This is a genomic window from Algoriphagus sp. NBT04N3, assembly GCF_019443765.1.
GTDB lineage: Bacteria > Bacteroidota > Bacteroidia > Cytophagales > Cyclobacteriaceae > Algoriphagus > Algoriphagus ornithinivorans.
The window spans coordinates 3,337,417-3,362,931 of the sequence record NZ_CP048415.1 but is presented as its reverse complement, the minus strand read 5'-3'; the positions used below and the strand labels follow the sequence as shown (position 1 = coordinate 3,362,931).

Sequence of the window (25,515 nt, the reverse complement as noted above, 5' to 3'; positions counted from 1 at the left end):
TCACCCTTACGCTAGATATCTTTTTTCAGTCAAGTTTTTTTCAATTCTGAAATCCTCGCTATCCTGATTGTCAATTTGTTGCAATATTTTAGTTAAAAAATCAGCACACTCTTGTTTGCACAAATAGAGGCCAAATAGGTTTTCAGCTCTATTAACCAAGAAAGTTCGGCTACTGTCAAAGAGTCTCACCAAATCATTCCAAGATCCCAAAACCAACAGTTCATCTCTGTTTTTCACGGTTTGTAGAATTTTAAATTCGCCAACTGCACTTGAAATTTTCATAGAAAAAATTGTTTACTGAATACATTTCAAACTTAAGCCTAAAGCGGGCCTACGGCAATACGTAGAAATACGTATTTTTTGTAAAAAATACCTTTAACCCGAAATATGCAGTAGACTTCTTATTACGAGTCCAAACCGCTTCAAAATCAATCGCTTTGCTGTATTTAGCTCAATCACCGTAGCGGTGCTATGCTTCATTCGCTAAATACTTGATTTTATTGCGGTTTGACCTCTCACTACAGATTCTAATGCATAATCCGGGTTTAACCTATCAGCTCCTTATTTTTTTGAGCCCAGATTAATAAGGAATTATGTTTTTTCTCCAAGTTCAACTTGCTTATCATATTTGACCTATGCTTATCAACAGTTCTTTCCGAAATAAAAAGTTTATCCGCAATTTCCTTGGTAGCCAGTCCTTCAGCGATTAAGCGTAAGATTTTTTTCTCTGAAGGGGTAAGAGAATGATTGTTTTGATCTTTTTGATGCTTTTCTAATTCTTCGAATATCTTTTCACTGAAAAAGCTTTCTCCATTCAATACTTGATCAATAGCTTTCGAAAGATCCGTCAGGGCAAAATCCTTAAGAATATATCCGGAAAGATTCAATTCCTTGGCTTGATGATATAAGTAAAGCTCTTTATGGAGGGTGAGGAGGATTATCTTGGTATTTAAATCTTCGGCCTTACATGTTGCTGCGACTTCCAGTCCGGTCATTCCTGGCATATCCAAATCCAAAATTGCCAATGGAGGCTGGAGTTGGCGGATTTTTTCCAAAGCTGAAATTCCGTCTTGAGAAGCTCCTACTACTTCTAATCCCAAATCATTCAAAAAATCCTGAAGACCTTTGAGTAGAATAGGATGATCGTCTGCTATGATTACCTGAGTAGGTTTAGTTTGCATATACTAAAAAACTGAGTTTGGTACCCTTTCCTTTTTCACTGTTCACCTTCATTGTACCTGAAATTGCAGCAGTCCTTTCTTTCAATGTTTTCAATCCTAAGCTATGAAAATCATTGAATTTCTCCGAAAAATCAAAGCCTTTTCCATTATCCTCAATGATCAATTCCACATGGCTATTATGTTTAAGGAGCTCAAGCTTCATCCCTTCTGCTTGGCTATGTTTTAAAATATTATTAATTCCTTCTTGTGCTATCCTATATAATTGAAGCTCTTTTTCCTTAGGCAAGAAACCCTTTACTTCTTCAATCTCAGAAGATACAAAGAGCTGAGTTTCCCTGTCAATCTGCTCCAGCATTTGCTCCAAAGCTTTAGAAAGTCCCAATTTTTCCAATTGCATAGGATGAAGGGATCTTGCGATTGATCTCAATTCATTGATGGCTGTATCTAGCATATCACCTGCATTTTCCGATTGATTTAAGGCCACCTTATTTTTAATCAATAATAAGCTTTGCCCCAACCCATCATGCAGGTCTTTCGATATTCTTTTCCTTTCTTCTTCCTGAGTTTTGAGCAACTCTCGTGAAAAGTTCTCCTGCAAGGCTTTTTCTTTTTTGCTGGTTTTTAATTGAAAGGCCAAAAAACCAGATCCAGATCCACCCAAAAGTAGGAGTAGAGTCCCCCCGAAAATCAGATTTCTTCTTCTGGAGCTTTCTTTCAAATTTTCCACTTCTAGTGATTTGGAAAGCAGTTCATTCTCTTTCCGCTCAGTCTCATACAATGTTTGGTAGTAGGCAAAGGAATTTGCTTGATTGACTTCGAAAATTGAATCCTGATAGCTCTTGAATGCAGTCAGATAATCCAGAGCTTTGGCAGGTTGACCGGATTTTCTGTAGGCTTCTTCCAAGAGCTGGTATGCTACAGACAAATGATCCATATTAGATGCTTCCTTGGAAATCCTCAATAGCTTTTCTCCTGATTGAATCGCTGATGAAATTTTCCCTTCACTCAAAAGAAGCCTTGTCTGAGCCATGAGATAAGACCCTGAATTTTGATCCAGTTCCGGAACTTGACTCATTGCTTTTTCACCTTCGTTGAAATACTCTTTTGCCTTGGTCAAATCTCCCATTTCTCCATAATAGATGGAAAGGTTGAACTTCAGAACAGTTTTAAAGTATGGGTCGCTGTTGGAAATATTTTCTAAGGAGTCTGCTTTAAGCAAGGCTTTTATTCGTTTTTCAGACTTCTTTTGCTTTCTATAATCTTCCGATTGATTGAATAATTGAATTCCTGCATCGCTGAAATTTTCGGATTTAATAGATTTTTGGATCAACTCTTTCCGGATTTCCTCAGCTTCCTGATAGATACCATATTTGCTGAATAAAATGGCAAGCCCGCCGTTCACGAAATCCACATATTCAAAGTCTTCCAGATTTTGATAAATGATTCTAGCAGTTTGGTAGTCTTTCATGGCTTGAAGCATATTGCCATAATAATCTTCAGCCTGACCTCGAAAAAAGTAACCATCTGCTATATAAAGTGAATCCTTTGAAGAAAATCTATCGATAGCTTTGGTATATTCCACTATGGCAGAGTCGAATTTTTGTTCATTGAAATAAGATGCAGCTAATTTTAAATGTAGGTTGCCTTTAATTAATGAATCCTGAATTTCTGACTCATACCGAACAGCCTCCTTTAGGATTTCTTTCTTTTGAATGTCCGCATCCGGATCTGTTGCCGGGGTTTGAAATAGCTGGATGCTGCTTTTCGCCAACTTTTCATATGCTTTTTCATTATTATAAATCTGAATAGCTTGAAGTAGGAGCTGATATCTTTCAGGGTCCTTTAAATCCTCTTTTTCCAGGGATTTTTCAATTTCAATAATGCTATTAAGAGACTTTTCTTGCGAAAGAGCGGGGTTTTCTAGTAAAATCGAAGAAAAGCCAATGCTGATGAGAAATACCAAAAACTTTTTAAAAATTTCCATCTCCATGACCAAAGATATATAAATCAGTTAGTTTTCAATGGGTTAATATTTTTGTTTCAGAAATTGAGGAAAAATCAATTATTTACAGTTATGAGTGAGCTGACGGAACAAATTACCCTGGCCTTAAATGAAAAAGCCATTCCTGAAAAAGCGGCCTTTTTCCCAAAATTTTTCAAGGCTTTCCCGGGAGGATATGGGGAAGGTGATCTGTTTTTGGGTGTGAAGGTGCCTGATCAGCGAAAGATAGCTAAGCAATTTTATAAGGAGATCAGCCTAAATGAGTTATCTGAATTGGTGAAAAATCCTTATCACGAAGTGAGGTTGACAGGGCTTTTGGCTTTGGTCTATCGCTATGAAAAATGCAAAACAGAGGATTTAAAAAAGGAGCTGGCTGATTTTTATTTAGCTCATTTGGACTTTGTGAACAATTGGGACCTTGTGGATACGAGTTGTCATCCGATTTTAGGGGATTTTTATTGGAAAAGGGAGAAAGACTTATTTTATGAGCTAGCAGATTCAAGCCATCTCTGGAGACAGCGCATTGCGATGATCAGTTCGTATTACTGGATTAAAAGAGGAGATTTCAAAGATGCCTTGGCATTGGCGGAGAAACTGAAAAATCACAATCACGACTTGATTCATAAGGCAGTAGGTTGGATGCTTCGTGAGATCGGAAACCGGGATTTCGAAACAGAATTTGAATTTCTAAAAATGCATTATCATACGATGCCAAGAACGGCATTGCGCTATGCCATTGAGAAGTTTCCGGAAGAATTGAGGCAGGAATTTTTGAAGGGAAGAATTTGAAATCAGAAGTATAAAATTAAAAAGCTGAACATGTGAAATACACGGAAAATTGTACCATCATTGGTATGAGATGTCAGCCTGTCTCACTAAACCTATATCTTAAGAATTATATCTGTTCTTATTAAAATTAAGCTTGTTTCGAAAATAGAACCTGTATACAAAAAGCAAGTTTTGACTTATTTGAGGTTGACCGGAATGAAACTAGGATTATTAGTCAAATTCAATGAAGCTTTAATTCAAGACGGAATTTCCCGAATCCTAAATAACCTTTAGTCTTCTTTATTGATTTCTCGCAAAGTCGGGAAACGTAAAGGTTTATTACCTTTTTCCCCGCTAGAACTACCAAAACCAAGTTAAATTGAAGATTTAGAGTATCTGTTAACTCTAATTTTGGCTTTGTAGAATATTAGGTTTCATATTTAATGGAAGACTCAAAGGTCTTCCATCTTTGCGCCGTCGCGCCTTTGCGAGAGCATAATAAATTAATCCTCTATCCCCTCCAATTCACTCAATTCCAACCAAGTCATTTCCAATTCTTCCAATTCAGAGTCAATTTCAGCGATTCGATTGGATAGTTTTAAAAGCTCCTCGTGGTCTTCGATGCCGCCGGCAATTTGCGCAGTGATTTTTTCCTTCTCGCCTTCAAGCTTTGCAATCTGTTCATTCGTCTTTTTGAATTCCTGCTTCTGCTTGTAGCTTGCCTTGATTTTTGACACAGACTTCTCTGCCTCCTCAACTTTAGTGTCTTTTCTCGTTTCTAGTCTCTCGCTTCTAGCTTCTATCGACTTGGTACTTGGTACTTGAGACTTTGTACTCTCTTCCTTTTCCCACTCCCTAAAATCTGTATAATTCCCAGGAAAGTCCCGAATTACTCCCTCTCCCTCAAACACAAAAAGATGCTCTACCAAGCGGTCCATAAAGTAGCGATCGTGGGATACGATGATCAGACAGCCGGGAAAAGTATCCAGAAACTCCTCCAAAATATTCAAGGTCATCAGATCCAAATCATTGGTGGGCTCATCCAAAATCAAAAAATTGGGGTTCTTGATCAGGACCAATAAAAGCTGAAGCCTTCTTCGTTCACCACCGCTCATTTTACCAATTGGAGTAAACTGCTGCTTGGGAGGAAAACCAAATTGGGTCAAAAACTGACTCACGGTGATTGTTTGCCCTTTATTAAGGGTAACGACTTCAGCTACTTCTTTCACCACATCAATCAGCCTTTTTTCCTCATCAAATCGATCTTCTTCCTGTCGGTAGTAACCAAAAAGGGTGGTTTGCCCTGCGGTGATTTTTCCCTGGTCGGGTTCAATAAGTCCTGTGATTAATTTCAAAAAGGTGGTTTTACCTGCTCCATTTGGACCTACGATCCCGATTCTGTCCTTTTTCTTAAAGATATAGGAGAAGTCCTCGATCAGTTTTTTCTCTCCATAAGACTTACTGATTTTTTCTATTTCAAGGATTTTATTGCCCAGTCGCTGGGTAGATACTGAGAGTTCGATATCCCGCTCTTCCCTTTTGGTGAAGGCCTTTTCCTTGGTTTCTTCAAAAGCATCTACTCTATATTTGGCCTTAGTTCCCCTTGCTTTGGGTTGGCGACGGATCCAGTCCAGTTCCTTTTTATATAGACTTTTCGCTTTTTCAATTTCGATATCTTCGATCTGCATCCGCTCTGCTTTCTTGTCCAGAAAGTAGCCATAATTGCCCTGGTATCTATGGATTTTGCCTTGATCGAGTTCGAGGATTTCATTGGTGACTTTTTCCAAAAAATACCGGTCGTGAGTTACCATAAAAATGGAAAGATTGGCTTTTGCCAAGTACTCTTCCAACCATTCTATGGTTTCCAGATCCAGATGGTTGGTGGGTTCATCCAGCAAAAGTAAATCCGGCTTTTCTAAGATTGCTTTAGCCAGTGCAACCCGCTTACGTTGTCCACCTGAGAGATTGCCAACAGGCAAATCCGTGTCGTGGAGGCCTAATTTCCCGAGCACCTCTTTGACTTGGTATTCAAAATCCCAAGCCTGCAAAGCATCCATCTGCTCAAAGATTTTAGCCATTTTATCGGAATTGTCTATCCCGCGCTCAGAGTCCAACATGGCTTTGTGGTATTCCTCGATAACACGAAGAACTTCAGAATTGCTTTGGTCAAAAATCGTTTGATAAATGCTCAGGTTAGAATCGAAAACAGGATTTTGATGGACATAGGCAATTTTCACGGCATTGTTGAGTGCCACTTGTCCGGTATCAGGGATTTCCAATCCCATGATGATTTTCATCAGGGTGGATTTGCCTGCACCATTGATGCCGACTAGGGCGATTTTTTGCCCCTGTGATATGCCGAATGATATATTGGAAAAAAGCTTGCGTTCGCCGAAAGCCTTACTGAGATTCTCAACTGAAAGGTAATTCATGCCGCAAAAGTACGGGAAATAACCTTAGAAATATGGTTGAAATAGGATAGAAATAGGTCCTGACAAGTCAGGATGAAATATAGTGGAAATATACCCTCCTTCGTCGGGTGAAATACAGTTTGAATACAAATAGGTTTTCCTAGGTAGGGAGAAATAAAGTGGAAATACAATAGAAATACACCCTCCTGAGTCGGGTGAAATAATCTGGAAATACTGGGATTCAGTTCAAAAAGTTTACAAATACAGCTCATTCTTAAAGCAAATTGAGCCGTATTTTGATAAATTATTTGAAAGTATGAGCCGGAAAAAATTACTGGCGACGAGATGTGTCAAAAATAGGTGTTGACGGCAAACTCAGCTTGGTTTATAAATAGCCCTTTCATGGGATGAAGGTTGGTTCTTTCGTAAAATACCAACATTGCTTTTTTATAATCTAATGGATCTACAGTTCTAAAACTTAGTGGGCAATACCCGTATGCAATTAGAATGGCATTTGACAAAATTCGTGCGGTCCGCTTATTCCCGTCCAAAAATGGTTGGATATAAGAAATTAAGACAAGGGTCAAAAAGCATTTTTGATATATTCCAGATGTTTGATTGACAAGTTGACACGTATTTTCAAGTGCCTCTCTTATCTGAAATTCATTGTCCAATGGATTATAATTTGTTCCGGTAATACCAACTTTCCTTCTCCTTATATTTCTATTTATGCCAAGGTCTTTGGTTAAAATGCTGTGAAGTTCTTCGATAATTTTTACAGAAAGTTTAGATGCGTAATCATTATTTGCAACGACAAAATCAATTGCCTCTTTGTGATTCAGAAGCATAGTTGCCTCATCTCTTGTTTTTCCCTTAGCTGTTTTCTTTTCCTTTAAAAGTAACTCAGTCTCTAATAATGAATAGGTATTTCCTTCTATTTGTGAAGATTTCCAACTCAAATCAATTGCGAGTCTTTCCATCTCGATTTGATATTCTTCTTGACTAGAGTCTTTAGTCCGTAGTAGAAATTTATCATGGATTTCTTTAAGCTTTCTTTCTTCCTCTTGAGAAAATATCGGTAATCCTTTCAGTTTGCCAAATATTTCAAAATCAAACTGATTTCGAATTTTTCGCTCGTCTTGTTCTAAGAGAAAATAGGAATTTAGATCTATGGGATAAGTCAGTTCTAAAAGAGGTGTTGTTTTGTAAACAGTGGCTTTACCTTTTCCCTCAGACTGGATTAATCCATCATTTTGCAACTCTGAAAGATATCTTTTTAGAGTAGCTGGGCTGATGGCTAGGTCAGATTTATCAGAGATTTCTTGACGATTTGCTACACCATCTTGTAAAAAGAAATCAATAAGTTCTTGTAGGTTTTTTTTCATTCGGCTCAAAATATACAAAAATGCGGCTCATTTAAACAAAAAAATGAGCCGTATTTCAATGAAAACCCAAATGAAATGAGCCGAATCGTCCGATTTCAATTTATTAATTGGATCAACTCAAATCGAAAAGCATCCTCTTCAGCTTCCGGATTTTCGGGATTGTTGGCGGAGAGGTAGAGTCCTTTTTCGGTGATGAAGGAATTGTTCGGAAAATACATTCCTCCCTCAAAATAGGTTTCGGTAATCAATTTGAGATCCTCATCAAATACCTGAATTACAAAAGGTCCTGGATTTTCCCGCAAAGCGAATAAATCTTCTTCTTTTTCAATAGCCAAGGTGGGGTAGGCAAAGCGATAATACACTTCTCGAAATTCATCGTAGACTAGCGCCTCATAGCGGGAGGAAGCGGTTAGGTATTTTTGGGTTTCAAAGCGCTCTCCATCTATTGGAAAATAGGGGAGAGATTCATCTAAGTATTGGCTTTTTCCATCGAAAGTTTCTAGGCCTCCGTAGCGTAGTTGCTTGTAAAGTCTATGGTCGCCAAAGAGAGAATAAACGGTGTATTCAGGATGGAAAACAAGGCTGGGTTCGAAAAATTTCAGGCCTGAATTTAAATAGCCTTCTGGGTAGGTTAGTTCTGAGGATTGATGGGATCCATCTTCAAGATTAATTCGATAAGCAAGAAAGGATTTATTGAGACGCTCTTCCGTCATTTGTCTGTAGTTTCCCTCTGCATGTGTTTTTACCAGCATTTTTCCATTTTGCAGGAAGGGAGTACTTCTAAAATAGGCATTGTGTACGAAGGCATTCGTATGGCCTTCAGGCTTGGTGTATTGGATTCGGTTTTTGATTATTCCCGTCGTATCTGTCAGAGTAATGACGGGTACCATTTGTGTAAATAGAAAGATGCTGTCAAGGCTGTGGATATGAATTCCAAAAATGCTTCCTACTCCCTGCGGACCCTCATATTGATAAAAAATTTCTTTGCTGAGTTTTTCAGAATTTAGATCATAAAACTGCAGGGAATTGGTATTCCAGTTGACATTGACCAAATAGTCTTCGTATCGAACCAATCCGGTACTGATATTGGCTGTCAGACTGTCGATGGGGATACGGAGGATTTCTCCGCTCGCTTGAAGTTTTATTACGGGGGTTTCGCTTGGATTTTTGGAGCAGCCAAGCAAGCAGAAGCAAAGTAGAATGAGGAAAATTCTCATGAAATAAAAGTTGAAATGATAGATAAACTGAAATTATCGCTGAAAATGATTGATAATTAAGGTTTTGGATCTTTTTAATGTCAATATAATTATCGCCTAAAAATTGTTGATACGAACTTTCAGCAAGTAAGGATTGTCGTAGGAATCAAAATTTTTAAGGATGTGATTAATTAAGGGGTTTTCGTTCAAGAATTCGGGAAAGGTTGGGTTTTCTTTTAGTTTATCTATTTCCGATTTAATTGCATAAGGGTCAATTGAGAAATATATGAATTGATCATCACTTCCAACCGGGGTATAGACTAAATAGGAACTCAAATTTGAAAAATCACCTCCAAAGTCGCTGGACCAACCTTCTGTTACCCTTATTTCATTGGTACTTCTTTTTAATATTGCAGTAAATAATTTAGAGCCTTGAATTACGAAAAGGAATATATGAGTGTTGGTGGGTTGGATTGAAAAAACAGAAGCATAATCATTTTCTGCTGCTTTATTTCTGAAGTCCATGATGTTTTCAAAGTCACGATCAAAGAATTCCTCAGGGGTTTGAAATTTTCCAAAATCAAAAAAATACTTTGCCCTAGCTCCTGATTCACCTAAAGTAAAAAGCGTATCGCTATCGGAATAAAAGAACTCGATTTCGTCTCCTTTATTATAAAATGTATCATTATTGAGTACGCTGAGATAATTTCTTTCTTTGCCAATTTGGCTAAATCCTATTATTTTTTCACCAGTCTTTCCCGAGACTAATACTGCACGATCTCCATCTCCATTGAAAAAAACTCCACCATAAATATAATAATCATCACCTTGGGGAATAAACGAAGTTGCTAAATAGAGATAAGGGTTTTTCCATTCATTTTGAAACACGCCTTCAGTAGTAAACCTTAGCAATTTGCCGCTGTTTTTATCTAGAACCTCCAAGAGATTGGAGTTTTCATTCCACCGGATATCATCAATTGACTGATATTCTCCTGGGCCCTGACCTTGGCTCGAGAGCTGATTTAAAATTTTACCATTTGAATCCAAGTGCAAGATTCTTTCTGAGGTAAGGATCCAATAATTATTTTCTCGTGATAGGATTCTTTTGATTTTGGTTATTGGAGTACCTTCTGAGTTTTTTAGAGAGATCAACTCCTCTATTGTAAAAATGGAATCAAATTTGGCTGATTCGGCATCTTGAAGATGGATTTCTATTGATTCTAATTCATTTGTGATTTCTTCATTTGGCGGTGAACAATTAACCAATAAAAAAGAGCTATAAAGTGTTAAGAAAAGAGCAAGACTTTTTTTCATAAAGTGAATAATTTAAAGGAGGGAATTATCCTCCTTTATGGTTTACTGTTTATTTCTAAGAACAGGGAATCCCTGAACAGGTGTCTATCGGATTCGTACTTTCTACGCAACAATAAGTATTGGGGCCTACCTGTGCCATCTTATAATATTTCGGTTTCTCCTCACAGTTCTCCTCACACATGGTTTGTGCTGTTGTTCCATTAGAAATCAAGAGTCCGAAGCTAAAAACAAAAAGCCCAACTCCTAAAATTAACTTTTTCATGATAAAATAAATTTAGAAAAACAGATCCTCCCCGAAAGGAACGGTTAGCCAATCGATTAACTACTTCGAACATATTATTATTATTATTATTATTATGCAAGAAATCAGATTTGAATCTAAAGCGAAATTAGTTTATTTTTTGATAAAAGGAATGATTAATATTTAGGTGGCTAGTTATAGGTTGACTAATAGTATAATGTGAATTGTAAATAAGAATTTTTTAGGTTTTTGAATCTAAATCATAAAACTTCAAAGTATTGGTATTCCAATTGACATTGACCAAAAAGTCTTTGTATCGAACTAAGCCGGTACTGATATTGGCGGTCAGACTATCTATGGGGATGCGGAGGAATTCTCCGCTCGCTTGAAGTTTGACGATTTCGCTAGACTTTGGTGATTTCGAGCAAGCAAATGCGATCAACAGAACGAACACTAGTGGAAAAAGATAAGAATTTCTTAAATTACGCATACTCAAAACTAAGAGGTTGTCAGCAAAAAAAAGCTTAATTGGAAGATTTGATATTTTCTTTTAATTCCAGAGAAACTAAAACTGTCTGATCATCTTTGAGTTTTTCTTGATTTTTCTGAAAAAATTCATGAACATTTCCGGGTTTGATTTCTACGTTTTGTCCTGAGAATTTTTGGATATACTGGTTATAAAATGTAGTGGAATTTACGATAATATAAACTTTGTCATCATGATAGGTCCATGGCACCCCACCGAGAGTCATTCCATCCAGATCATTTTTTGGATCTATGCATTGATAAAGTAGATTCATTCCTCTATCAAATACTAAAAAATGGTGAGTGGGTTTCCCATTTGGGTCATGTTGATATAAATACATGAAAAAATGATTTCTCATAGGGAAGAAAGAATGAATATCATTGATCATTCTATTTTCTGCCAAATGCCTATTTAACTCACGGTTTTCTGCCAATCTGAATCGTTTATCATGCGGCAATCCTTTTGAGCCCAGATCAAATTCAAAGCTTTGATAAATGTCGCCTTTTCTATCAAATTCCACGATTTCATAGCTATAGGGGATATTAAAATATACATTATCACTGGATGGATCTGCCATAAAACCATCTTTGGTGCCTACGCTCATCCAATAATAGTCATTGGGGAATCGGTAGAGCAAAGTTGTGTCATCAGAAGAATTTTTTTTTTGGTTAATAAATACTTTACCTTGCTTTAGGTCTTTTATGCCATTGAATAGAAGCCTATTTTCTTTAAGATGATAAAATGCGTCAAAAAAAAAGGGTTCTTTTTTTTCTTCAAGGAAATTTCCTTCAAGGTCAAAAACTACTGTTTTGGAAAGAGGAATGTCATAAATCAAGACCTTGTCATCCATAAGCTGGAGATATTCACTTTGCTTGATGGTGCCAGGACCTCCGGAATAGTCCGATTTGATAGAGGAAAGCCGTTTGCCTGCCAAGTCAAAAATGTGGATGTTGGAAAGGTCCCGGTCTTCTACGATTATCCTATCCGCTCCAAAAAGTATATGATAGGGTCTAGCCAAAATCTCAGAATCACCCATATCCAAAAGAAGATAGTTGATTTCAGAAAATATATCTGAAAATTTTTCCTTTTCAGATGTGTCTAATTTTAAGGGAATTTGCTTTGTGTGAGAATATTTGTTTTGGCACGAAATTGCGAAAATTAATAATAGAACTATTGTAGTATACTTATTCATAGCAGAGCAGGAGGGAAAAAAAACCACCAAAATTAGTGAGGGACTAAAGGATAAGTTTAATTACCTATTAAAGGGGTTTCACCGCAGAAAGTTTGTTCCATTATGGGACAAAATTCACCTGGAAATTCTCGGCAAGCGCTATACATTCCTCCATTTTCACATGCTTCTGTTTTCATTACATAGTGTTGGATGGGGAAAGCCTAGAAGCTTAATGACAATGCAGTTACACCTAGAATTAACTTTTTCATAATAAAATAAATTTAGAAAAACAGATCCTCCCCGAAAGGAGCGGCTAGCCAATCGACTAACTACTTCGAACATATTATTATTATTATTATTATTATTCAAAATTAAGGTAAACTAATTTAATGAATTTAGTTTAAAAATATTTTAGCGGTAGAAATTCAGGGATAAATGGTTGTCTGATAAAAACATCTTGATAATTTTTAAGTTTGTGATTATTCTTCAACCTCCCTGCGATATCTTTCTGTTATGAAAACCATCCATGACATTCTCAAACTGGGCGATCCCCGATTGTATCAGACATGTGAACCGGTACTCCGCTCGGAACTACCACAAGTTGCTGAATGGACTGAGCAGCTTCATGACGCGATGGAGGATATCCGCCGGGTATATGGCTTTGGAAGAGGAATAGCGGCTCCCCAATTGGGGATCATGAAGCGACTGTTTTACCTCAATCTCGACCGGTCTTATGTGGTTATCAATCCAGTTCTTAAAAATTTGAGTGATGAGAAATTCGAACTCTGGGATGATTGCATGTCTTTCCCTAATCTATTTGTGAAAGTAGAGCGGCATCAAAGCTTGACCCTGGAATATTTGGATGAAAACTGGGAAGCTCAATCCTGGACTGTGGGCGGTGCTATTTCAGAATTGATTCAGCATGAATACGATCATCTCGACGGAGTACTTTGCACGATGCGGGCGATTGATGAGAAAAGTTTTAAGTGGAGGTAAAATCTGAAAGATAGCCTTGCAGATAGGGCTCCCTTTGGTCGCCAAGATATGCTTTGCAAGATATGGGAAGGTTTAACTCTTCAGATTTATCTGAGTAGCCTTTGCTACCCTATCTTCATTTTATCTGCGTAGCTATCTTAATTTCTTATATGGCCTCATTTTTGACCTAATTCACAAAACTCATAATATATTCCGCTTTTCTGCCCATAGAGGGAAAATACGGCTAATTATTAGCTCAATGGATCAGAATCCGGAAGCTTCGGTCTTCGGTCATCGGTCTTCCAATCGGTCAAGCAAAGAAAATATGTTAACTGGCATGATTGCGGACAATTAGAAAATTTCAATTATGTCCAAATCCTGGGATAATTCCATCAAGCAGTTTCATCATTACCTCAAAATCGAGCGTTCCCTCAGTGAGAACTCGATCGAAGCGTATTGTAGGGATGCCAAAAAGCTGGGAGATTTTATGGAGTCTTACTATCCGGGAGTTGGGCCTCAAGCTGCGTCTAAAGTTCAGCTCCGAGAGTTTGTGGGCACCTTGGGAAAACTGGAAATATCCGACTTTACCCTGGCAAGAGTCATTTCAGGAATCAAAGCTTTTTATAAGTTTTTGATGTATGAAGGTCTGATTCAGGAAGATCCTGCTCAATTATTAGAAGCTCCGCGATTGGGTAGAAAATTGCCTGATACTTTGAGTTTTGAAGAGATCAGTGAAATCTTGGAAGGTATTCCGATGGGAGAGCCACAAGGTCATAGAAACCGAGCGATGTTGGAGCTGCTGTATAGCAGCGGTCTGCGTGTTTCGGAGTTAATTGGCCTGAAGAAAAGTCAAGTTTTTGAAGATATTGGTTTCCTGCGGGTAGTGGGAAAAGGGAATAAGGAACGATTGGTTCCCGTGGGAAAGGCAGCTTTAAAGTATATCCGTATTTATCAGGAAGAAGTTCGGAATCATCAGGAAATAGCTAGAGGTCACGAAGAATATATATTTCTTAATCGTCGTGGTAAAAAGCTAAGTAGAGTGATGGTTTTTATGATCATCAAGGAAGCGGTGGAACGTGTGGGCATCCAAAAAAATGTTAGCCCTCATACTTTTCGGCATTCCTTCGCTACACATCTAATCGAGGGAGGCGCTGACCTACGTGCAGTGCAGGAAATGTTGGGCCATGAAAGTATCACCACCACCGAAATTTACACCCACTTAGACAGAGATTACCTAAGACAGGTACTGACGGATTTTCATCCGAGAAAGTAGGAAAATGCATAATTGGTGATCGTAATCACTTATTATACGTATATTTGGTGAATATATTCACTAAATATGCATGTCGATCGAAAAATTTTTGAAAAACTCTTCTCCAAATTTGGCTCGGGTAAAGCGACAATTCTGTTGGGTCCAAGGCAGGTGGGAAAAACAACTTTGGTCAAAAAGTTAGCCGATACGCAAGGAGATTTTTTATATCTCAATGCGGACGAACCTACTGTGATTTCTTCATTATCCAGACCATCTTTACCTTTTTTGAAGGCATACCTTTCAAATTCAAAAACAGTGGTGATCGATGAGGCTCAGCGGATTCCTGATATTGGAATCACACTCAAATTAATTATTGATAATTTTCAAGACCTGAACTTAATTGTAACAGGCTCTTCGTCTCTTGAATTAGCTAATCAAATCCATGAACCTTTGACTGGTCGAAAGTGGGAGTTTCAGCTTTTCCCTTTCAGTTGGGCGGAGCTTATCCAAGCTTTTGGATTTCCTCATATGATTTCGGCCCTGGAAAAGCACCTTGTTTTTGGGGCCTATCCTGAGGTAGTCACGAATTCTGGAAATGAAGTAGAAATTTTAAAGAATTTAGCTTCAAGCTTTCTCTATAAAGACTTATTAAATTTTCATGGGATTCGAAAGCCGGAATTACTCCATAAAATTCTTCAGGCCCTAGCATGGCAAATGGGCTCTGAAGTAAGTATGAATGAGCTAGGGAGGACCGTACAGGCAGATAAAAATACAGTTTCAAATTATCTTGACTTATTGGAAAAGGCTTTCATCGTCTTTCGGCTACAGCCATTTTCCAGAAACTTAAGATCTGAAATTAGTAGTAGTCGGAAAGTCTATTTTATTGATAATGGAATTCGAAATTCTGTGATTGGGAATTTTTCAGCCTTAGGGAATCGTCAGGATATAGGCCCTATTTGGGAAAACTTCCTAATCAGTGAGAGGGTGAAGCTGCTCAGCTATAATGGCTTTTATGGGAAGAACTATTTTTGGAGATTAGCTCGAGGAGGAGAAATAGACTACATAGAAGAGATTGACGGTCAATTATATCCATTTGAATTCAAGTGGAACCCGAAGGCCAAAGTGCGAACCCCTAAAGCTTTTATAGAGAATTATAAAACCGCACCGGTCCAAGTGATTCACCGAGAAAACTTTATGGATTGGCTTACAGAATATCGGTATTAAAAAAACCTTCCCAAAGTTTCAAACTTTGGGAAGGCTAGAAAGTCAATTTACTTCTTCAACACCTCTCTCGAAATCACCAATTTCTGGATTTCTGATGTTCCTTCACCGATGGTGCAAAGCTTGGAGTCTCGGTAATATTTTTCTACCGGATAATCCTTGGTAAATCCATAGCCTCCGAAAATCTGAACCGCCTCATTGGATACGGATACGGCCACCTCAGAAGCATAATATTTAGCCTGAGCTCCGGCTAATGTCACTTTTTCACCTCTGTTTTTTAAATCAGCTGCTTTGAAAGTCAATAAGCTGGCGGCTTCTACCTGCGTAGCCATATCGGCTAGTTTAAAAGAAATGCCCTGGAATCTACTGATAGGCTGATTGAATTGCTGTCTTTCTTGGGAGTATTGGATAGAAGCCTCAAGCGCTCCCTGAGCGATGCCTAAAGATAAAGCTGCAATGGAAATTCTACCTCCGTCCAGAATCTTCATGGACTGGATAAAACCTTCGCCTACTTCACCTAAAATCTGACTTTCATGCACTTTACAATCTTCAAAAATCATTTCGGCAGTCTCGGAAGCTCTCATTCCGAGTTTGTCTTCTTTTCGACCTCCACGAAATCCTGGTGTTCCTTTTTCTACCACAAAAGCTGTCATCCCATGAGAGTCACCGACCTCGCCTGTTCTTGCAATTACTACCGCAACGTCTCCAGAAACGCCATGTGTTATAAAGTTTTTAGCCCCATTAATGATGTAATATTCCCCTTCTTTTTTGGCGACAGTTCGCATATTTCCGGCATCTGAACCGGTATTAGGTTCAGTCAAACCCCAAGCACCTAACCACTCGCAGGTAGCCAATTTTGGGAGATATTTCTTTTTCTGTTCTTCATTCCCAAACTGCATAATGTGTCCTGTGCATAGGGAGTTGTGAGCAGCCATGGATAACCCAACAGAGGGGTCCAATTTGGAAAGCTCTGCAATGGCAGTTACATATTCGAAATAAGTAAATCCGGATCCGCCGTATTCAGTAGGAACCAATACGCCCATTAATCCCAATTCCCCCAGTTTTTTAAAAAGTTCTATGGGGAAATGTTGCTGGTCATCCCACTCTTTGCGAAAAGGAGTGATTTCTTTTGCTCCGAAGTCACGGATCATATCAGCGATCATACGCTGATCTTCATTCATTGTGAAATTTAACATGGAAAATTTTGGGTTTATCTCTGTAATTCTAACCCTAAGATTCAGAATTAGTTTGGTTCTAGCAAATCACGTAAATCAGTAGAAGATAAGGAGTTTGCATGCATTTTCCTCCTTTTTTTGTAATTCCTGTTCAGCTATTCCAAATATTTTTTTTAGATTTTGGACAATGCATCCAGTAAATTTTTCAAAAGGCTAGGATAATAAATTTTAAAAGGCGCGATTATGGGTAAAAATGCTTTTTTGATTGGTTTTTTATTCTCTTCTCTAGTCAGTTCCGTATGGGCTCAGAATCCCAGACAGATAATTGACAGTCTCAAATTGAAAACAAAATCCATTTCTGAAAAAGAGGAATTGGCAAATGCCTACGGTGAATTAGCATGGCAGTATGCCGCTATCAACCTAGACTCATCTATTTTCTATGGAAAACGCTCAGTTGAACTCGCCGAAAGCAGTGGTAATCCCTCAGTTATCGCTCAAGCCTACACGGATTTGGGGAGTGGATTACTTCAAAAAGGGGATTTGAACTCAGCTAGGGACTGGTACCAAAAGGCATTGACTATTCGGCAAGAGATCAGTGATTCACTGGGTCTGGCAAAAGTTTATAATGCCCTTGGATTTATATATCAACGAAAATACGAGTCTGATTCAGCAATCCTCTATTTTTTGAAAGCACTTCCCATTTTTGAGAAATTCAATTCCCCACTTCATGTAGCCACCATCAAAAATAATTTGGGAGTTATTTATCAAGGCCTTCCGGATTATGAAAAAGCGCTTAAAGTATACCTTGAGGCTGCAACCATTCGTGAAGAATTAGGCGATACAAGGGGCTTGATCGGGAGCTACATTAATCTGGGCACGGTTTATAAATACTTGAAAAAGTTCGATGAAGCAGAACCTTACTTTCAAAACGCTATCAAGATTGGTGAAGAGACGGGTGATTTATTGAACATGGCGATGGCCTATAGAAGCTACTCGGTCTTTCTTCAGGAAAAAGGGGATATGCAATTATTGGAAAAAATCTCCCGGGAAGGTATTGAGATTGCGAAAGAAGTAAATGCTCAATACGAAGAGGCGGTACTAGAAATGAGCTTAGGAGTGGCACTAAAGGAGCAAGGGAGATATTCGGAGGCGAAAAAATGGTTACTATCCTCTGCCAATAAATTTGTTTCCCAAGGAGCTGATGAGGACGTATTAGTTCCCTATTTGGAGCTGGTCCCACTTTATGCCTCTTTAGGATTGCCGGATAGCTCTCGGTATTATTCCAATTTGTATCAAGAAACTCTTCGAAATAAGTACGAAAAAGAATCCAGAGAGACTACTGCTGAACTTGAAACAAAATATCAGACCGCCCTCAAGGATAGTCAAATTGCAGCGCAAGAATTGGAAATCAATAAAAAGAATTTACTCCTTTTTGGTTCGCTTGCTTTAGCATTGGTCTTGGTGGTAGTGGGATATTTGTTATATAAGCAACAGCGGTTAAAAAATCAGCAATTACAGCAAGAGTCCAAATTACAAGCTGCTTTGGCTAAAATTGAAACCCAAAATAAATTGCAGGAACAAAGGGAGTTAATTTCCAGAGATCTGCACGATAACATAGGTGCACAATTGACTTTTATCATTTCGGCAATAGAGAATCTGAAATTTTACCAACCAATTCAGGAACAATTAACCCATAGATTCGATCAGATTTCAAATTTTACCCGTCAAATTATTACTGAATTAAGAGATACTATTTGGGCGATGAACTCGGGGGAAATAAGCTGGCAGGAGTTGTGTAATCGGATTCAGGCTTATACTCAAAAAGCTGTGGAGTCTTCAGGAATAAGCATGGAGTTTCACATTGGCCAGAGTTTCCCATTGGAAAATACCATGCCTTCTTCTCAAAGCATTCAAATTCTCAGGATCATTCAGGAGTCTATCCAAAATTCAATCAAACACTCCGAGGCCAGTGAGGTGAAAATAGTGTTGGAAAAGAATAAAGGTGGGATTTCTCTTCAAGTCTCAGATAATGGAAAGGGTTTTGATCTTGAAAAAGTCATTGCAGGAAATGGTTTATATAATCTCCGAAAAAGAGCAGAGGAATTGGGAGCAGTCCTAGAAATCAATACTTCTCTCGGGTCTGGTACAAAAATAAAGCTGACCGAAGTTTCTTGAGTCCTCTATAAATAGGCGATTTGTCGTATTTCAGAGCTAAAGCGATACTGGTACTTTTAGCCAATCCAAAACCTTTTATCGTTTCGCAAAATGTTTTTATCCAAGCCGACTGATCCTTTATATATTCTTTTTCTGGGTGTTTTTTTAGGCTTGATTCTCCTTCATTATTTATTATTCCGCGAATATCTTCAGCAAGAAAAATTACAGGAAAAACGACTCAAAGATTTAGAATATCTAGTATACAAAGAAATTGAGCGTTCCTTGGAATTGGGCCTTGGGAATATCGCTTTGAAAGAACTCCGACAAAAGACTTTGGAAAAGCTGACCCTCATCCGCTTCCAGCTGGAAGCTTTAAAGAAAAGTGAGGGAAAAAATAGCGGATAGTAATTTTATTGAAAAAATGAGGCTGTCTCATAAATAGCTTGTATATCAGATTGAGTAGGTTCAATGGCCATTTTTATCAATCTGGGGCACATTTCGATCCCCTACAATTGTCGGGACCCTCAATGTGACAAACTTCACTTTTGAGACAGCCTGTTTGAAATTTTACTTGAGGGATTCAAATTGACTTTTTACCTCTTGGAACTGTTTTTTCAACTCCTCTAATCTATCATAAGCATCCTTTCCAGGTTTCTGGTCTGCGCTTCCCAGCATGGAATAAAGATAAGAGGCTTGATCTCTCAGCATAGGCTGCATGTAGGTGCCATCTTCAGTGACAACTTGATTGTAAAGTTCCTGAAGCTTTGATTTTTGAATCTCGATCTGCCGATTGCCTTTTTCTTGAGAGATTTGAGTTTCAAGCTGCTTCTTTTTTTGGTCCATGGCATCAATCAATTGGGCAATTTCATCTCTGAAAGCCTGAATTTCCAAAGTAAGTTTTTCCTGTTCTGCCACATCCTCTTCAGAAACTAAGGTGGTTCTCGGGTCCAGTATTACTTCAAACTCTTGCTCAAAGATCTCGTCTCCAGCTTTTAATCTGGCTATGTAAGTGCCTGTAGCCACTAAAGGTCCATTACCGGTATAAGCTCTTTTGGGATCCTTGTCCCAACCTCCAGAATGCCTCATATTCCACTTGAAATGATTCATCCCCGCTTGATTGGGTAGGGTAGGAGAAGCCGGAGGGTTGGAAAACTCAGTGCTCATATTTCTTTCCGTATCGACAGAATCCTTTTTTATAGTTGGCTCAAAAGCACGAACCAGTTTTTTGTTTTTATCCAAAATTTCCAGTCTTAGCTCTTGGATTTTATCTGCTAGGAAAAAATCCAATTCAGCGCCCGAGCTTGGGTACTCTGGACCGTTGGTTTCCCTTCTACCTGAAAGTTGATTTCTGACAGCAGGACGAGTTTCAAATAATACAACTTTCCTACTGCCGATTTCCGTCACGTTTCGGAGGCTGATCAAATTATCCAATATCCAGAAACCTCTACCCATAGTCGACATCACCAAATCACCTTGATGAACCTTAATGTCAGTGATAGGTGTGACAGGCAAATTGCTTTCGAAGGCATGCCATTTTTTTCCATCATCAAATGAGATAAATAGCCCAAATTCAGTTCCGGCGTACAAGACTCCTTTTTTATCCGGATCTTCCCGAACTACCCGTGTAGGGTAATCTGCTGGAATACCATTTTTTCCATCAGAAATTAAAGTCCAGGTTTGTCCATAATCCTCTGTTTTGTAAATGTATGGAGCATAGTCGTCCAGCTGATATCTCAGCACTGCTACATAAGCTTTGGCTGGGTTATGTGGAGATGGCTCTACTGCATCCACTCTGCCACCTGGAGGCATATTTGGAGTGACATTTTTCCAAGTTTTTCCTCCATCTCTTGTGACATGTACAGGTCCGTCATTGGCTCCCACCCAAATCAGGCCTTCCTGGATTGGTGACTCACGAATCGCATAGATGGTGCTGTAATATTCTTCACCTGTGACATCACGGGTGATAGGAGAGCCCGGTACCACCTGCTTGTCGGATTCAAATGCGGTCAAGTCAGGAGAAATGATTTCCCAAGTTTTGCCGTCATCAGTAGTCTTGTGTACATATTGAGAAGTGTGATAAACTACATCTGGATTATGAGGAGAGACATGTATAGGAGCCACTCGCTGAAAGCGAAACTTAAGATCTTTCGGGTTGTGGCCATAAATATTGCTTGCCCCTACATAGTATTGTAACTCCTGGCCAGTTCTCTTATCAAATACGCCAAACCTCCCCTTACAATTAGAATAAACAATGTTGTGATTTCCAGGCTTGGGTACGGCTGGACCAGTTTCACACCCACCTGTATTGATGATGTAAGAATTACTTCCTGCTTGAACACTTAATGGTGGTCTGCTTGGAACAGCGATCGTGCTGTAATTATCCTGTTGTCCCGCATATAACCAATAAGGGTACTGATCATCCACTTCCACCTGATAGAGTTCTGCGGTTGGCTGATTGAACTGGGTTGACCAACTCTTGCCACCATTTTGGGTGATATTTGCACCTCCATCATTGGCCTGAATCCAAATGGTAGTATCGTTAGGATTGATCCAGATATCGTGATTGTCACCATGAGGAGTTGAAAGAGATTTCCAGGTTTTACCTCCGTCAAAAGAGCTCAAAAATCTTAGGGAGTTATTGTAAACCGTATTGGCATCCTTTGGATTGGCGTAAATATTCGTGTAATAAAAGGGTCTGTTAGTCAGATTTGGATTATCTGAAACAAAAGTCCAGCTCTCGCCTCTATTTTCTGATCGATACAGTCCTCCTTGATTATCTGAAGCTTCAATGTTGGCATAAACCACATTTGGATCAGCTGGGGAAACAGCGAAGTCAATTTTCCCAGTCAATCCAGTAGGAAGTCCGTTTTTTAGTTTGTTCCAAGTTTTTCCTCCGTCGGTAGATTTGTAAACGCCACCTTCTGAGGAGCCTGATGTGATAGTCCAGGGTTTTCTTTCCCCTCTCCAAGCTCCAGCATAGATGGTGTTTGGATCATCTGGAGCAAGTTCCAAATCTGATACGCCCACACTGTCTGAATGGTAAAATACCTTTTCCCAGTTCTTTCCTCCATCTAGCGTTTTGAATACTCCTCGTTCGGGATTCTTTCCAAAGGGCTGGCCGATTGCAGCTACATAAACAATATCCGGATTTTGTGGATGAATCTCCACTGCTCCGATTTGTCCTGCATTTTTGAGCCCAATGAATGACCAGGTTTTTCCTTCATCTGTAGATTTATAAACCCCTTTTCCTACAATCACATTGGATCTAAGTCCATCCGAGCCAGTTCCCACATAAATGATTTCTGGTTTTGCCTGATAGACCGCAATCGCTCCAATAGAAGGAGTAGGGAAATAACCGTCAGAGATGTTTTCCCAGTTAATTCCATAATCATCTGTTCTCCAAACCCCGCCACCAGTAGCGCCCATGTAAAATACCGAAGGCTTTGAAGCCACTCCTGCTACAGCTGTGACTCTTCCTCCCCGAAGAGGGCCTACATTTCTAAATTGGTAAGAATTCAATATTTGTTGGATATCCTGAGCCACTGTCCACATGGAAAGTGAAAAAAGGAATATGCTTAGAATTGATTTTTTTAGCATAGTTGTCAAGTTTCAATCTCTCAAGGTATAGGGAAATTGGCTGAAATAACAAGAATTTTATGGGAACGGGTCTGGATGAAACCCCTTTTTTCCAGAATTTATACTTTCCTGCAGAAAACCTGTATCTTAAGCCTTGGCCTTGATTAGTTTGAACCTAAATTTTTGTATCTCGTTCGATAATCAAATTCACTAAAACTATTCTTTCATATGAAATGCCCATGAGGAAAAATCTCACACAACTTGTCCCGTCCGCCGCGGCGGATAGGGAGGGGGATGCCCCGATAAATCGGGGTAGGGCATGCCATATGACCTTTGAAAGATAAATTATAAACAGATGAAAAATATAGCCGAACTCCCCAACTTACATAAGACTTCTTTTCAATTCATCAGTGAACCTTCAGACATCAATTATGGAGGGAAGGTGCATGGTGGAGTGGTGATGAAATGGATCGATCAAGCTGCTTATACCTGTGCGAGAACCTGGGCTGAAAGTTATTGCGTGACTGTATATGTGGGCGGTATTCGTTTTTATAAGCCCATCAATATTGGAGAAGTGATCAAAGTGGATGCGGCGGTGATTTATACCGGCAAAACCAGTATCCATATCATGGTGGAGGTGTATTCAAGAGATTTTTCTGATAAAGTATTTGAAAAGAAAACGCACTGCATCATCATCTTTGTGGCGGTTGATGAAAACGGAAATCCCAAGCCCGTGAAGTCTTGGATTCCTCAGTCTGAGCAAGAAGTTAAATTGGCTGAGTATGCAGTGCGACTCAAAGAACTTCGTGAAAACATTCACAATGAGATGAAGCCTTTTTTCAACGAATAGGCTCAGTCAGGTAAAGCAAAAGCCACATAGGCATCACCACTCTTGGTTCCTTTTCCTCCTCCACAGGCTATGACTAGGAACTGCTTTCCGTTTTTTTCATAAATAGCTGGAGTTGCATGACCCGAGGCAGGAAGTTTTGCCTCCCAGAGGACCTTGCCATTTTCCTTATCAAAAGCCCTGATTTTCTCATCTTTAGTCGCTGCAATAAAAAGCAGTCCTCCGGCAGTCACTACTGGGCCACCGTAATTTTCGGTGCCGGTAGGAGCAAACCCCTGAGCGCTCAATGAGTCAATTTCTCCCAAAGTGACCTGCCATTTGTGCTGCCCGCTATTCATGTCTATTGCTGTAAGTAATCCCCAAGGAGGATTGGAACCATAGAGTCCTTCCTTTGTAAGGAGCTTTTTATAGCCTTTCATATAATATTGGGGTTCTAAATTGGCTTTTTGAGATTCTAGCTCCTTTTTATCACTTTGGGTTTCTTGACCCAAAAGGAAGTCCACTATTAATTTTCTGTTTTCTGCAGAAATATGTTGAAATGCAGGCATTGCTCCCCGGCCTTTCTGCAGAAGTTTTGACAAGGAATCCGTACTATATTTATTTTTCAGATCTACCAATCCAGGAATGCTGGGAAGGTTTCCCTTTAAGTCCAGTCCATGGCAATTCCCGCAATAAGTGGTGTAAAGGTTTTTACCGACGTTTTCGAAACCGGAGTTGGGAGTCATTTCAATAATCCATGGAATTTGATTGGCATTCACATAAAGAATTTGTGTCTCCGGGTCGAAAGCCGCACCACCCCATTCAGCTCCTCCATCCATTCCAGGGAAGAGCACAATTGGTTTTTCAGGGTGAGGGGGGAGCCAAGTGTCACCATACAATGTATTGCTTAATTGTGCTCGAATATCTTGTTCCCATTCCGGTCGAAGACTTAATATATCCTGCTCTTCAAAAACCATTTTCATAAATGGTTTGGGTAATTGCGGAATGGGCTGAGTGGGAGAGGAGAATTCACCGGGGAGAATAGATTGGGTGACAGGCTGCTCTGAAATTGGCCAAACAGGCTCTCCATTTTCTCTTTCAAAAACATAGGTGTAGCCCTGCTTGGAAATTTGAGCTACTGCATCAATCCATTTTCCATCTTTTTGGATGCGAATTAGGTTGGGGTTGGCTGGGAAATCTCTATCCCAAATGTCATGATGAACTCCCTGAAAGTGCCAGAGTCTTTTTCCTGTAGATGCATCGAGGGCTATTAGGGAGTTGGAGAATAGGTTGTCTCCTTTTCTAAATCCACCCCAAAAATCATAAGTGGCAGAACCTGTTGGTACAAACACAATTCCCCGCTGATAATCCACTGACATCCCTGCCCAATTATTAGCGCCCCCAATTTGGGAGATGTAATCGGAATCCCAAGTTTCATATCCATATTCACCCTGATGTGGGATGGTGTGAAAAATCCATTCTTGCTTTCCTGTCTGAACGTTGTATGCCCTGATATGACCCGGTGCAGCATCAAGTCCCTCTGAAAGGCGCATTCCTAAAATGATCAAATCCCCATAAATCACCCCCGGAGCATTGGCCACGATCAAAAAATCTTCTCGCTCAGTATCCAGTCCTTTTCTAAGATCAACTTTCCCTTCATCTCCAAAGTCTAGCTTAGGCATGCCAGTCAAAGCATCCACTGCCATCAACCAATTTCCTGCACCGAAAAGAATTCTTTTATCGTCTCCTTTTTCCCAATATGATACACCACGGTTGGTGCCTGCCCAGGAGTTTTCTCCTCCCAAAACCGTAAAAGGATCAAATCTCCAAATTTCTTGGCCTGTAGCTGCATCCAAGGCGAAGACATTTAATTTGGGAGTGGTTCCGTATAAAATTCCATTGATGACAATGGGCTGACATTGGATCTGGGATCTTTCACCTGCATCCTCAGTATGATAAACCCAGGCCACCTCAAGTTGGGAGACATTTTCCTTAGTTATCTGGGCTAAAGAAGAATAGCGGGAAGCATCAGCAGGGCCTCCGTAATGGGCCCAGTTTGTATAGTCGGTTTGTTCCTCAGCAGTTTGGCAAGAAAAGCACCAAGTAAGTAGAAAGATTGCAGCTAGTTTGTGTCTCATAAG

At 39.3% G+C, this 25,515-nt stretch carries 21 protein-coding genes; 8 read left to right on the top strand and 13 right to left on the bottom strand.

Going from position 1 to position 25,515, the window contains the following annotated elements; translation table 11 throughout:
* Window positions 1-6 precede the first annotated feature (6 nt).
* From GYM62_RS14570 to GYM62_RS14560, 3 genes are all read right to left on the bottom strand, one after another.
* Window positions 7-282 carry a hypothetical protein gene (locus tag GYM62_RS14570; protein ID WP_219956953.1) on the bottom strand — a complete coding sequence of 92 codons (276 nt, stop codon included), beginning with the start codon at window positions 280-282 and terminating at the stop codon, window positions 7-9.
* 263 nt (window positions 283-545) lie between these two features.
* Window positions 546-1,181: a response regulator transcription factor gene (locus tag GYM62_RS14565; protein WP_219956952.1), complete on the bottom strand. Its 636-nt coding sequence runs from the start codon at window positions 1,179-1,181 to the stop codon at window positions 546-548.
* Window positions 1,171-3,171, bottom strand: coding sequence for an ATP-binding protein (locus GYM62_RS14560; RefSeq protein ID WP_219956951.1), 2,001 nt, complete (start codon window positions 3,169-3,171; stop codon window positions 1,171-1,173). The genes GYM62_RS14565 and GYM62_RS14560 overlap by 11 nt, the downstream gene beginning before the upstream one ends.
* An 84-nt stretch (window positions 3,172-3,255) precedes the next feature.
* Between GYM62_RS14560 and GYM62_RS14555 the strand changes: the two genes are divergently transcribed.
* Window positions 3,256-3,972, top strand: a complete 717-nt coding sequence (locus GYM62_RS14555) for a DNA alkylation repair protein (RefSeq protein WP_219956950.1) — start codon at window positions 3,256-3,258, stop codon at window positions 3,970-3,972.
* 96 nt (window positions 3,973-4,068) lie between these two features.
* Window positions 4,069-4,245: a GxxExxY protein gene (locus GYM62_RS14550; RefSeq protein WP_219959473.1), complete on the top strand. Its 177-nt coding sequence runs from the start codon at window positions 4,069-4,071 to the stop codon at window positions 4,243-4,245.
* A gap of 209 nt (window positions 4,246-4,454) precedes the next feature.
* Here GYM62_RS14550 and GYM62_RS14545 read toward each other — a convergent pair whose 3' ends face one another.
* From GYM62_RS14545 to GYM62_RS14515, 7 genes are all read right to left on the bottom strand, one after another.
* Complete coding sequence (locus GYM62_RS14545; protein WP_219956949.1) at window positions 4,455-6,383, bottom strand: ABC-F family ATP-binding cassette domain-containing protein; 1,929 nt, start codon at window positions 6,381-6,383, stop codon at window positions 4,455-4,457.
* Window positions 6,384-6,712: 329 nt separating this feature from the next.
* The gene (locus tag GYM62_RS14540) at window positions 6,713-7,747 is read right to left on the bottom strand and encodes a Fic family protein (protein WP_219956948.1); all 1,035 of its coding nucleotides are present in this window, start codon (window positions 7,745-7,747) and stop codon (window positions 6,713-6,715) included.
* Window positions 7,748-7,842: 95 nt separating this feature from the next.
* Entirely contained in the window at window positions 7,843-8,964 is a 1,122-nt protein-coding gene (locus GYM62_RS14535; protein WP_219956947.1) for a DUF4221 family protein, read from the bottom strand.
* A 96-nt stretch (window positions 8,965-9,060) separates the two neighbouring features.
* The gene (locus GYM62_RS14530; protein WP_144606940.1) at window positions 9,061-10,257 is read right to left on the bottom strand and encodes a 6-bladed beta-propeller; all 1,197 of its coding nucleotides are present in this window, start codon (window positions 10,255-10,257) and stop codon (window positions 9,061-9,063) included.
* Window positions 10,258-10,312: 55 nt separating this feature from the next.
* Entirely contained in the window at window positions 10,313-10,519 is a 207-nt protein-coding gene (locus GYM62_RS14525) for a hypothetical protein (protein WP_144606938.1), read from the bottom strand.
* Between the two features lie 220 nt (window positions 10,520-10,739).
* Entirely contained in the window at window positions 10,740-10,988 is a 249-nt protein-coding gene (locus tag GYM62_RS14520) for a hypothetical protein (protein ID WP_219956946.1), read from the bottom strand.
* 34 nt (window positions 10,989-11,022) lie between these two features.
* On the bottom strand, window positions 11,023-12,216 hold the full coding sequence (locus GYM62_RS14515) for a 6-bladed beta-propeller (RefSeq protein ID WP_219956945.1): 1,194 nt from the start codon (window positions 12,214-12,216) through the stop codon (window positions 11,023-11,025).
* A gap of 492 nt (window positions 12,217-12,708) precedes the next feature.
* Between GYM62_RS14515 and GYM62_RS14510 the strand changes: the two genes are divergently transcribed.
* From GYM62_RS14510 to GYM62_RS14500, 3 genes are all read left to right on the top strand, one after another.
* Entirely contained in the window at window positions 12,709-13,191 is a 483-nt protein-coding gene (locus GYM62_RS14510; RefSeq protein ID WP_219956944.1) for a peptide deformylase, read from the top strand.
* A gap of 346 nt (window positions 13,192-13,537) precedes the next feature.
* Window positions 13,538-14,443 (top strand): site-specific tyrosine recombinase XerD, encoded by a 906-nt coding sequence (xerD, locus tag GYM62_RS14505; protein ID WP_219956943.1) that lies wholly within the window; start codon window positions 13,538-13,540, stop codon window positions 14,441-14,443.
* A gap of 66 nt (window positions 14,444-14,509) precedes the next feature.
* Window positions 14,510-15,646, top strand: coding sequence for an ATP-binding protein (locus GYM62_RS14500; protein WP_219956942.1), 1,137 nt, complete (start codon window positions 14,510-14,512; stop codon window positions 15,644-15,646).
* Window positions 15,647-15,693: 47 nt separating this feature from the next.
* Here GYM62_RS14500 and GYM62_RS14495 read toward each other — a convergent pair whose 3' ends face one another.
* Complete coding sequence (locus GYM62_RS14495; protein WP_219956941.1) at window positions 15,694-16,839, bottom strand: acyl-CoA dehydrogenase family protein; 1,146 nt, start codon at window positions 16,837-16,839, stop codon at window positions 15,694-15,696.
* 222 nt (window positions 16,840-17,061) lie between these two features.
* Between GYM62_RS14495 and GYM62_RS14490 the strand changes: the two genes are divergently transcribed.
* On the top strand, window positions 17,062-18,993 hold the full coding sequence (locus GYM62_RS14490) for a tetratricopeptide repeat protein (RefSeq protein WP_219956940.1): 1,932 nt from the start codon (window positions 17,062-17,064) through the stop codon (window positions 18,991-18,993).
* A 90-nt stretch (window positions 18,994-19,083) separates the two neighbouring features.
* Window positions 19,084-19,377: a hypothetical protein gene (locus GYM62_RS14485; protein ID WP_219956939.1), complete on the top strand. Its 294-nt coding sequence runs from the start codon at window positions 19,084-19,086 to the stop codon at window positions 19,375-19,377.
* 162 nt (window positions 19,378-19,539) lie between these two features.
* On the opposite strand, the gene GYM62_RS14480 is transcribed toward GYM62_RS14485, so the two are convergent.
* Window positions 19,540-22,569, bottom strand: coding sequence for a hypothetical protein (locus tag GYM62_RS14480; protein WP_219956938.1), 3,030 nt, complete (start codon window positions 22,567-22,569; stop codon window positions 19,540-19,542).
* Between the two features lie 334 nt (window positions 22,570-22,903).
* Between GYM62_RS14480 and GYM62_RS14475 the strand changes: the two genes are divergently transcribed.
* Window positions 22,904-23,398 carry an acyl-CoA thioesterase gene (locus GYM62_RS14475; RefSeq protein ID WP_219956937.1) on the top strand — a complete coding sequence of 165 codons (495 nt, stop codon included), beginning with the start codon at window positions 22,904-22,906 and terminating at the stop codon, window positions 23,396-23,398.
* Window positions 23,399-23,400: 2 nt separating this feature from the next.
* Here the strand turns inward: GYM62_RS14475 and GYM62_RS14470 are convergent, their stop codons facing one another.
* Window positions 23,401-25,512 (bottom strand): PQQ-binding-like beta-propeller repeat protein, encoded by a 2,112-nt coding sequence (locus GYM62_RS14470; protein ID WP_219956936.1) that lies wholly within the window; start codon window positions 25,510-25,512, stop codon window positions 23,401-23,403.
* Between the last annotated feature and the right edge of the window lie 3 nt (window positions 25,513-25,515).

Bases quoted from the DNA above. Each gene is read 5' to 3' on its own strand.
- GYM62_RS14570 (WP_219956953.1), bottom strand. From the start codon at position 282: ATGAAAATTTCAAGTGCAGTTGGCGAATTTAAAATTCTACAAACCGTG.
- GYM62_RS14565 (WP_219956952.1), bottom strand. From the start codon at position 1,181: ATGCAAACTAAACCTACTCAGGTAATCATAGCAGACGATCATCCTATT.
- GYM62_RS14560 (WP_219956951.1), bottom strand. From the start codon at position 3,171: ATGGAGATGGAAATTTTTAAAAAGTTTTTGGTATTTCTCATCAGCATT.
- GYM62_RS14555 (WP_219956950.1), top strand. From the start codon at position 3,256: ATGAGTGAGCTGACGGAACAAATTACCCTGGCCTTAAATGAAAAAGCC.
- GYM62_RS14545 (WP_219956949.1), bottom strand. From the start codon at position 6,383: ATGAATTACCTTTCAGTTGAGAATCTCAGTAAGGCTTTCGGCGAACGC.
- GYM62_RS14540 (WP_219956948.1), bottom strand. From the start codon at position 7,747: ATGAAAAAAAACCTACAAGAACTTATTGATTTCTTTTTACAAGATGGT.
- GYM62_RS14535 (WP_219956947.1), bottom strand. From the start codon at position 8,964: ATGAGAATTTTCCTCATTCTACTTTGCTTCTGCTTGCTTGGCTGCTCC.
- GYM62_RS14530 (WP_144606940.1), bottom strand. From the start codon at position 10,257: ATGAAAAAAAGTCTTGCTCTTTTCTTAACACTTTATAGCTCTTTTTTA.
- GYM62_RS14525 (WP_144606938.1), bottom strand. From the start codon at position 10,519: ATGAAAAAGTTAATTTTAGGAGTTGGGCTTTTTGTTTTTAGCTTCGGA.
- GYM62_RS14520 (WP_219956946.1), bottom strand. From the start codon at position 10,988: ATGCGTAATTTAAGAAATTCTTATCTTTTTCCACTAGTGTTCGTTCTG.
- GYM62_RS14515 (WP_219956945.1), bottom strand. From the start codon at position 12,216: ATGAATAAGTATACTACAATAGTTCTATTATTAATTTTCGCAATTTCG.
- GYM62_RS14510 (WP_219956944.1), top strand. From the start codon at position 12,709: ATGAAAACCATCCATGACATTCTCAAACTGGGCGATCCCCGATTGTAT.
- xerD (WP_219956943.1), top strand. From the start codon at position 13,538: ATGTCCAAATCCTGGGATAATTCCATCAAGCAGTTTCATCATTACCTC.
- GYM62_RS14500 (WP_219956942.1), top strand. From the start codon at position 14,510: ATGCATGTCGATCGAAAAATTTTTGAAAAACTCTTCTCCAAATTTGGC.
- GYM62_RS14495 (WP_219956941.1), bottom strand. From the start codon at position 16,839: ATGTTAAATTTCACAATGAATGAAGATCAGCGTATGATCGCTGATATG.
- GYM62_RS14490 (WP_219956940.1), top strand. From the start codon at position 17,062: ATGGGTAAAAATGCTTTTTTGATTGGTTTTTTATTCTCTTCTCTAGTC.
- GYM62_RS14485 (WP_219956939.1), top strand. From the start codon at position 19,084: ATGTTTTTATCCAAGCCGACTGATCCTTTATATATTCTTTTTCTGGGT.
- GYM62_RS14480 (WP_219956938.1), bottom strand. From the start codon at position 22,569: ATGCTAAAAAAATCAATTCTAAGCATATTCCTTTTTTCACTTTCCATG.
- GYM62_RS14475 (WP_219956937.1), top strand. From the start codon at position 22,904: ATGAAAAATATAGCCGAACTCCCCAACTTACATAAGACTTCTTTTCAA.
- GYM62_RS14470 (WP_219956936.1), bottom strand. From the start codon at position 25,512: ATGAGACACAAACTAGCTGCAATCTTTCTACTTACTTGGTGCTTTTCT.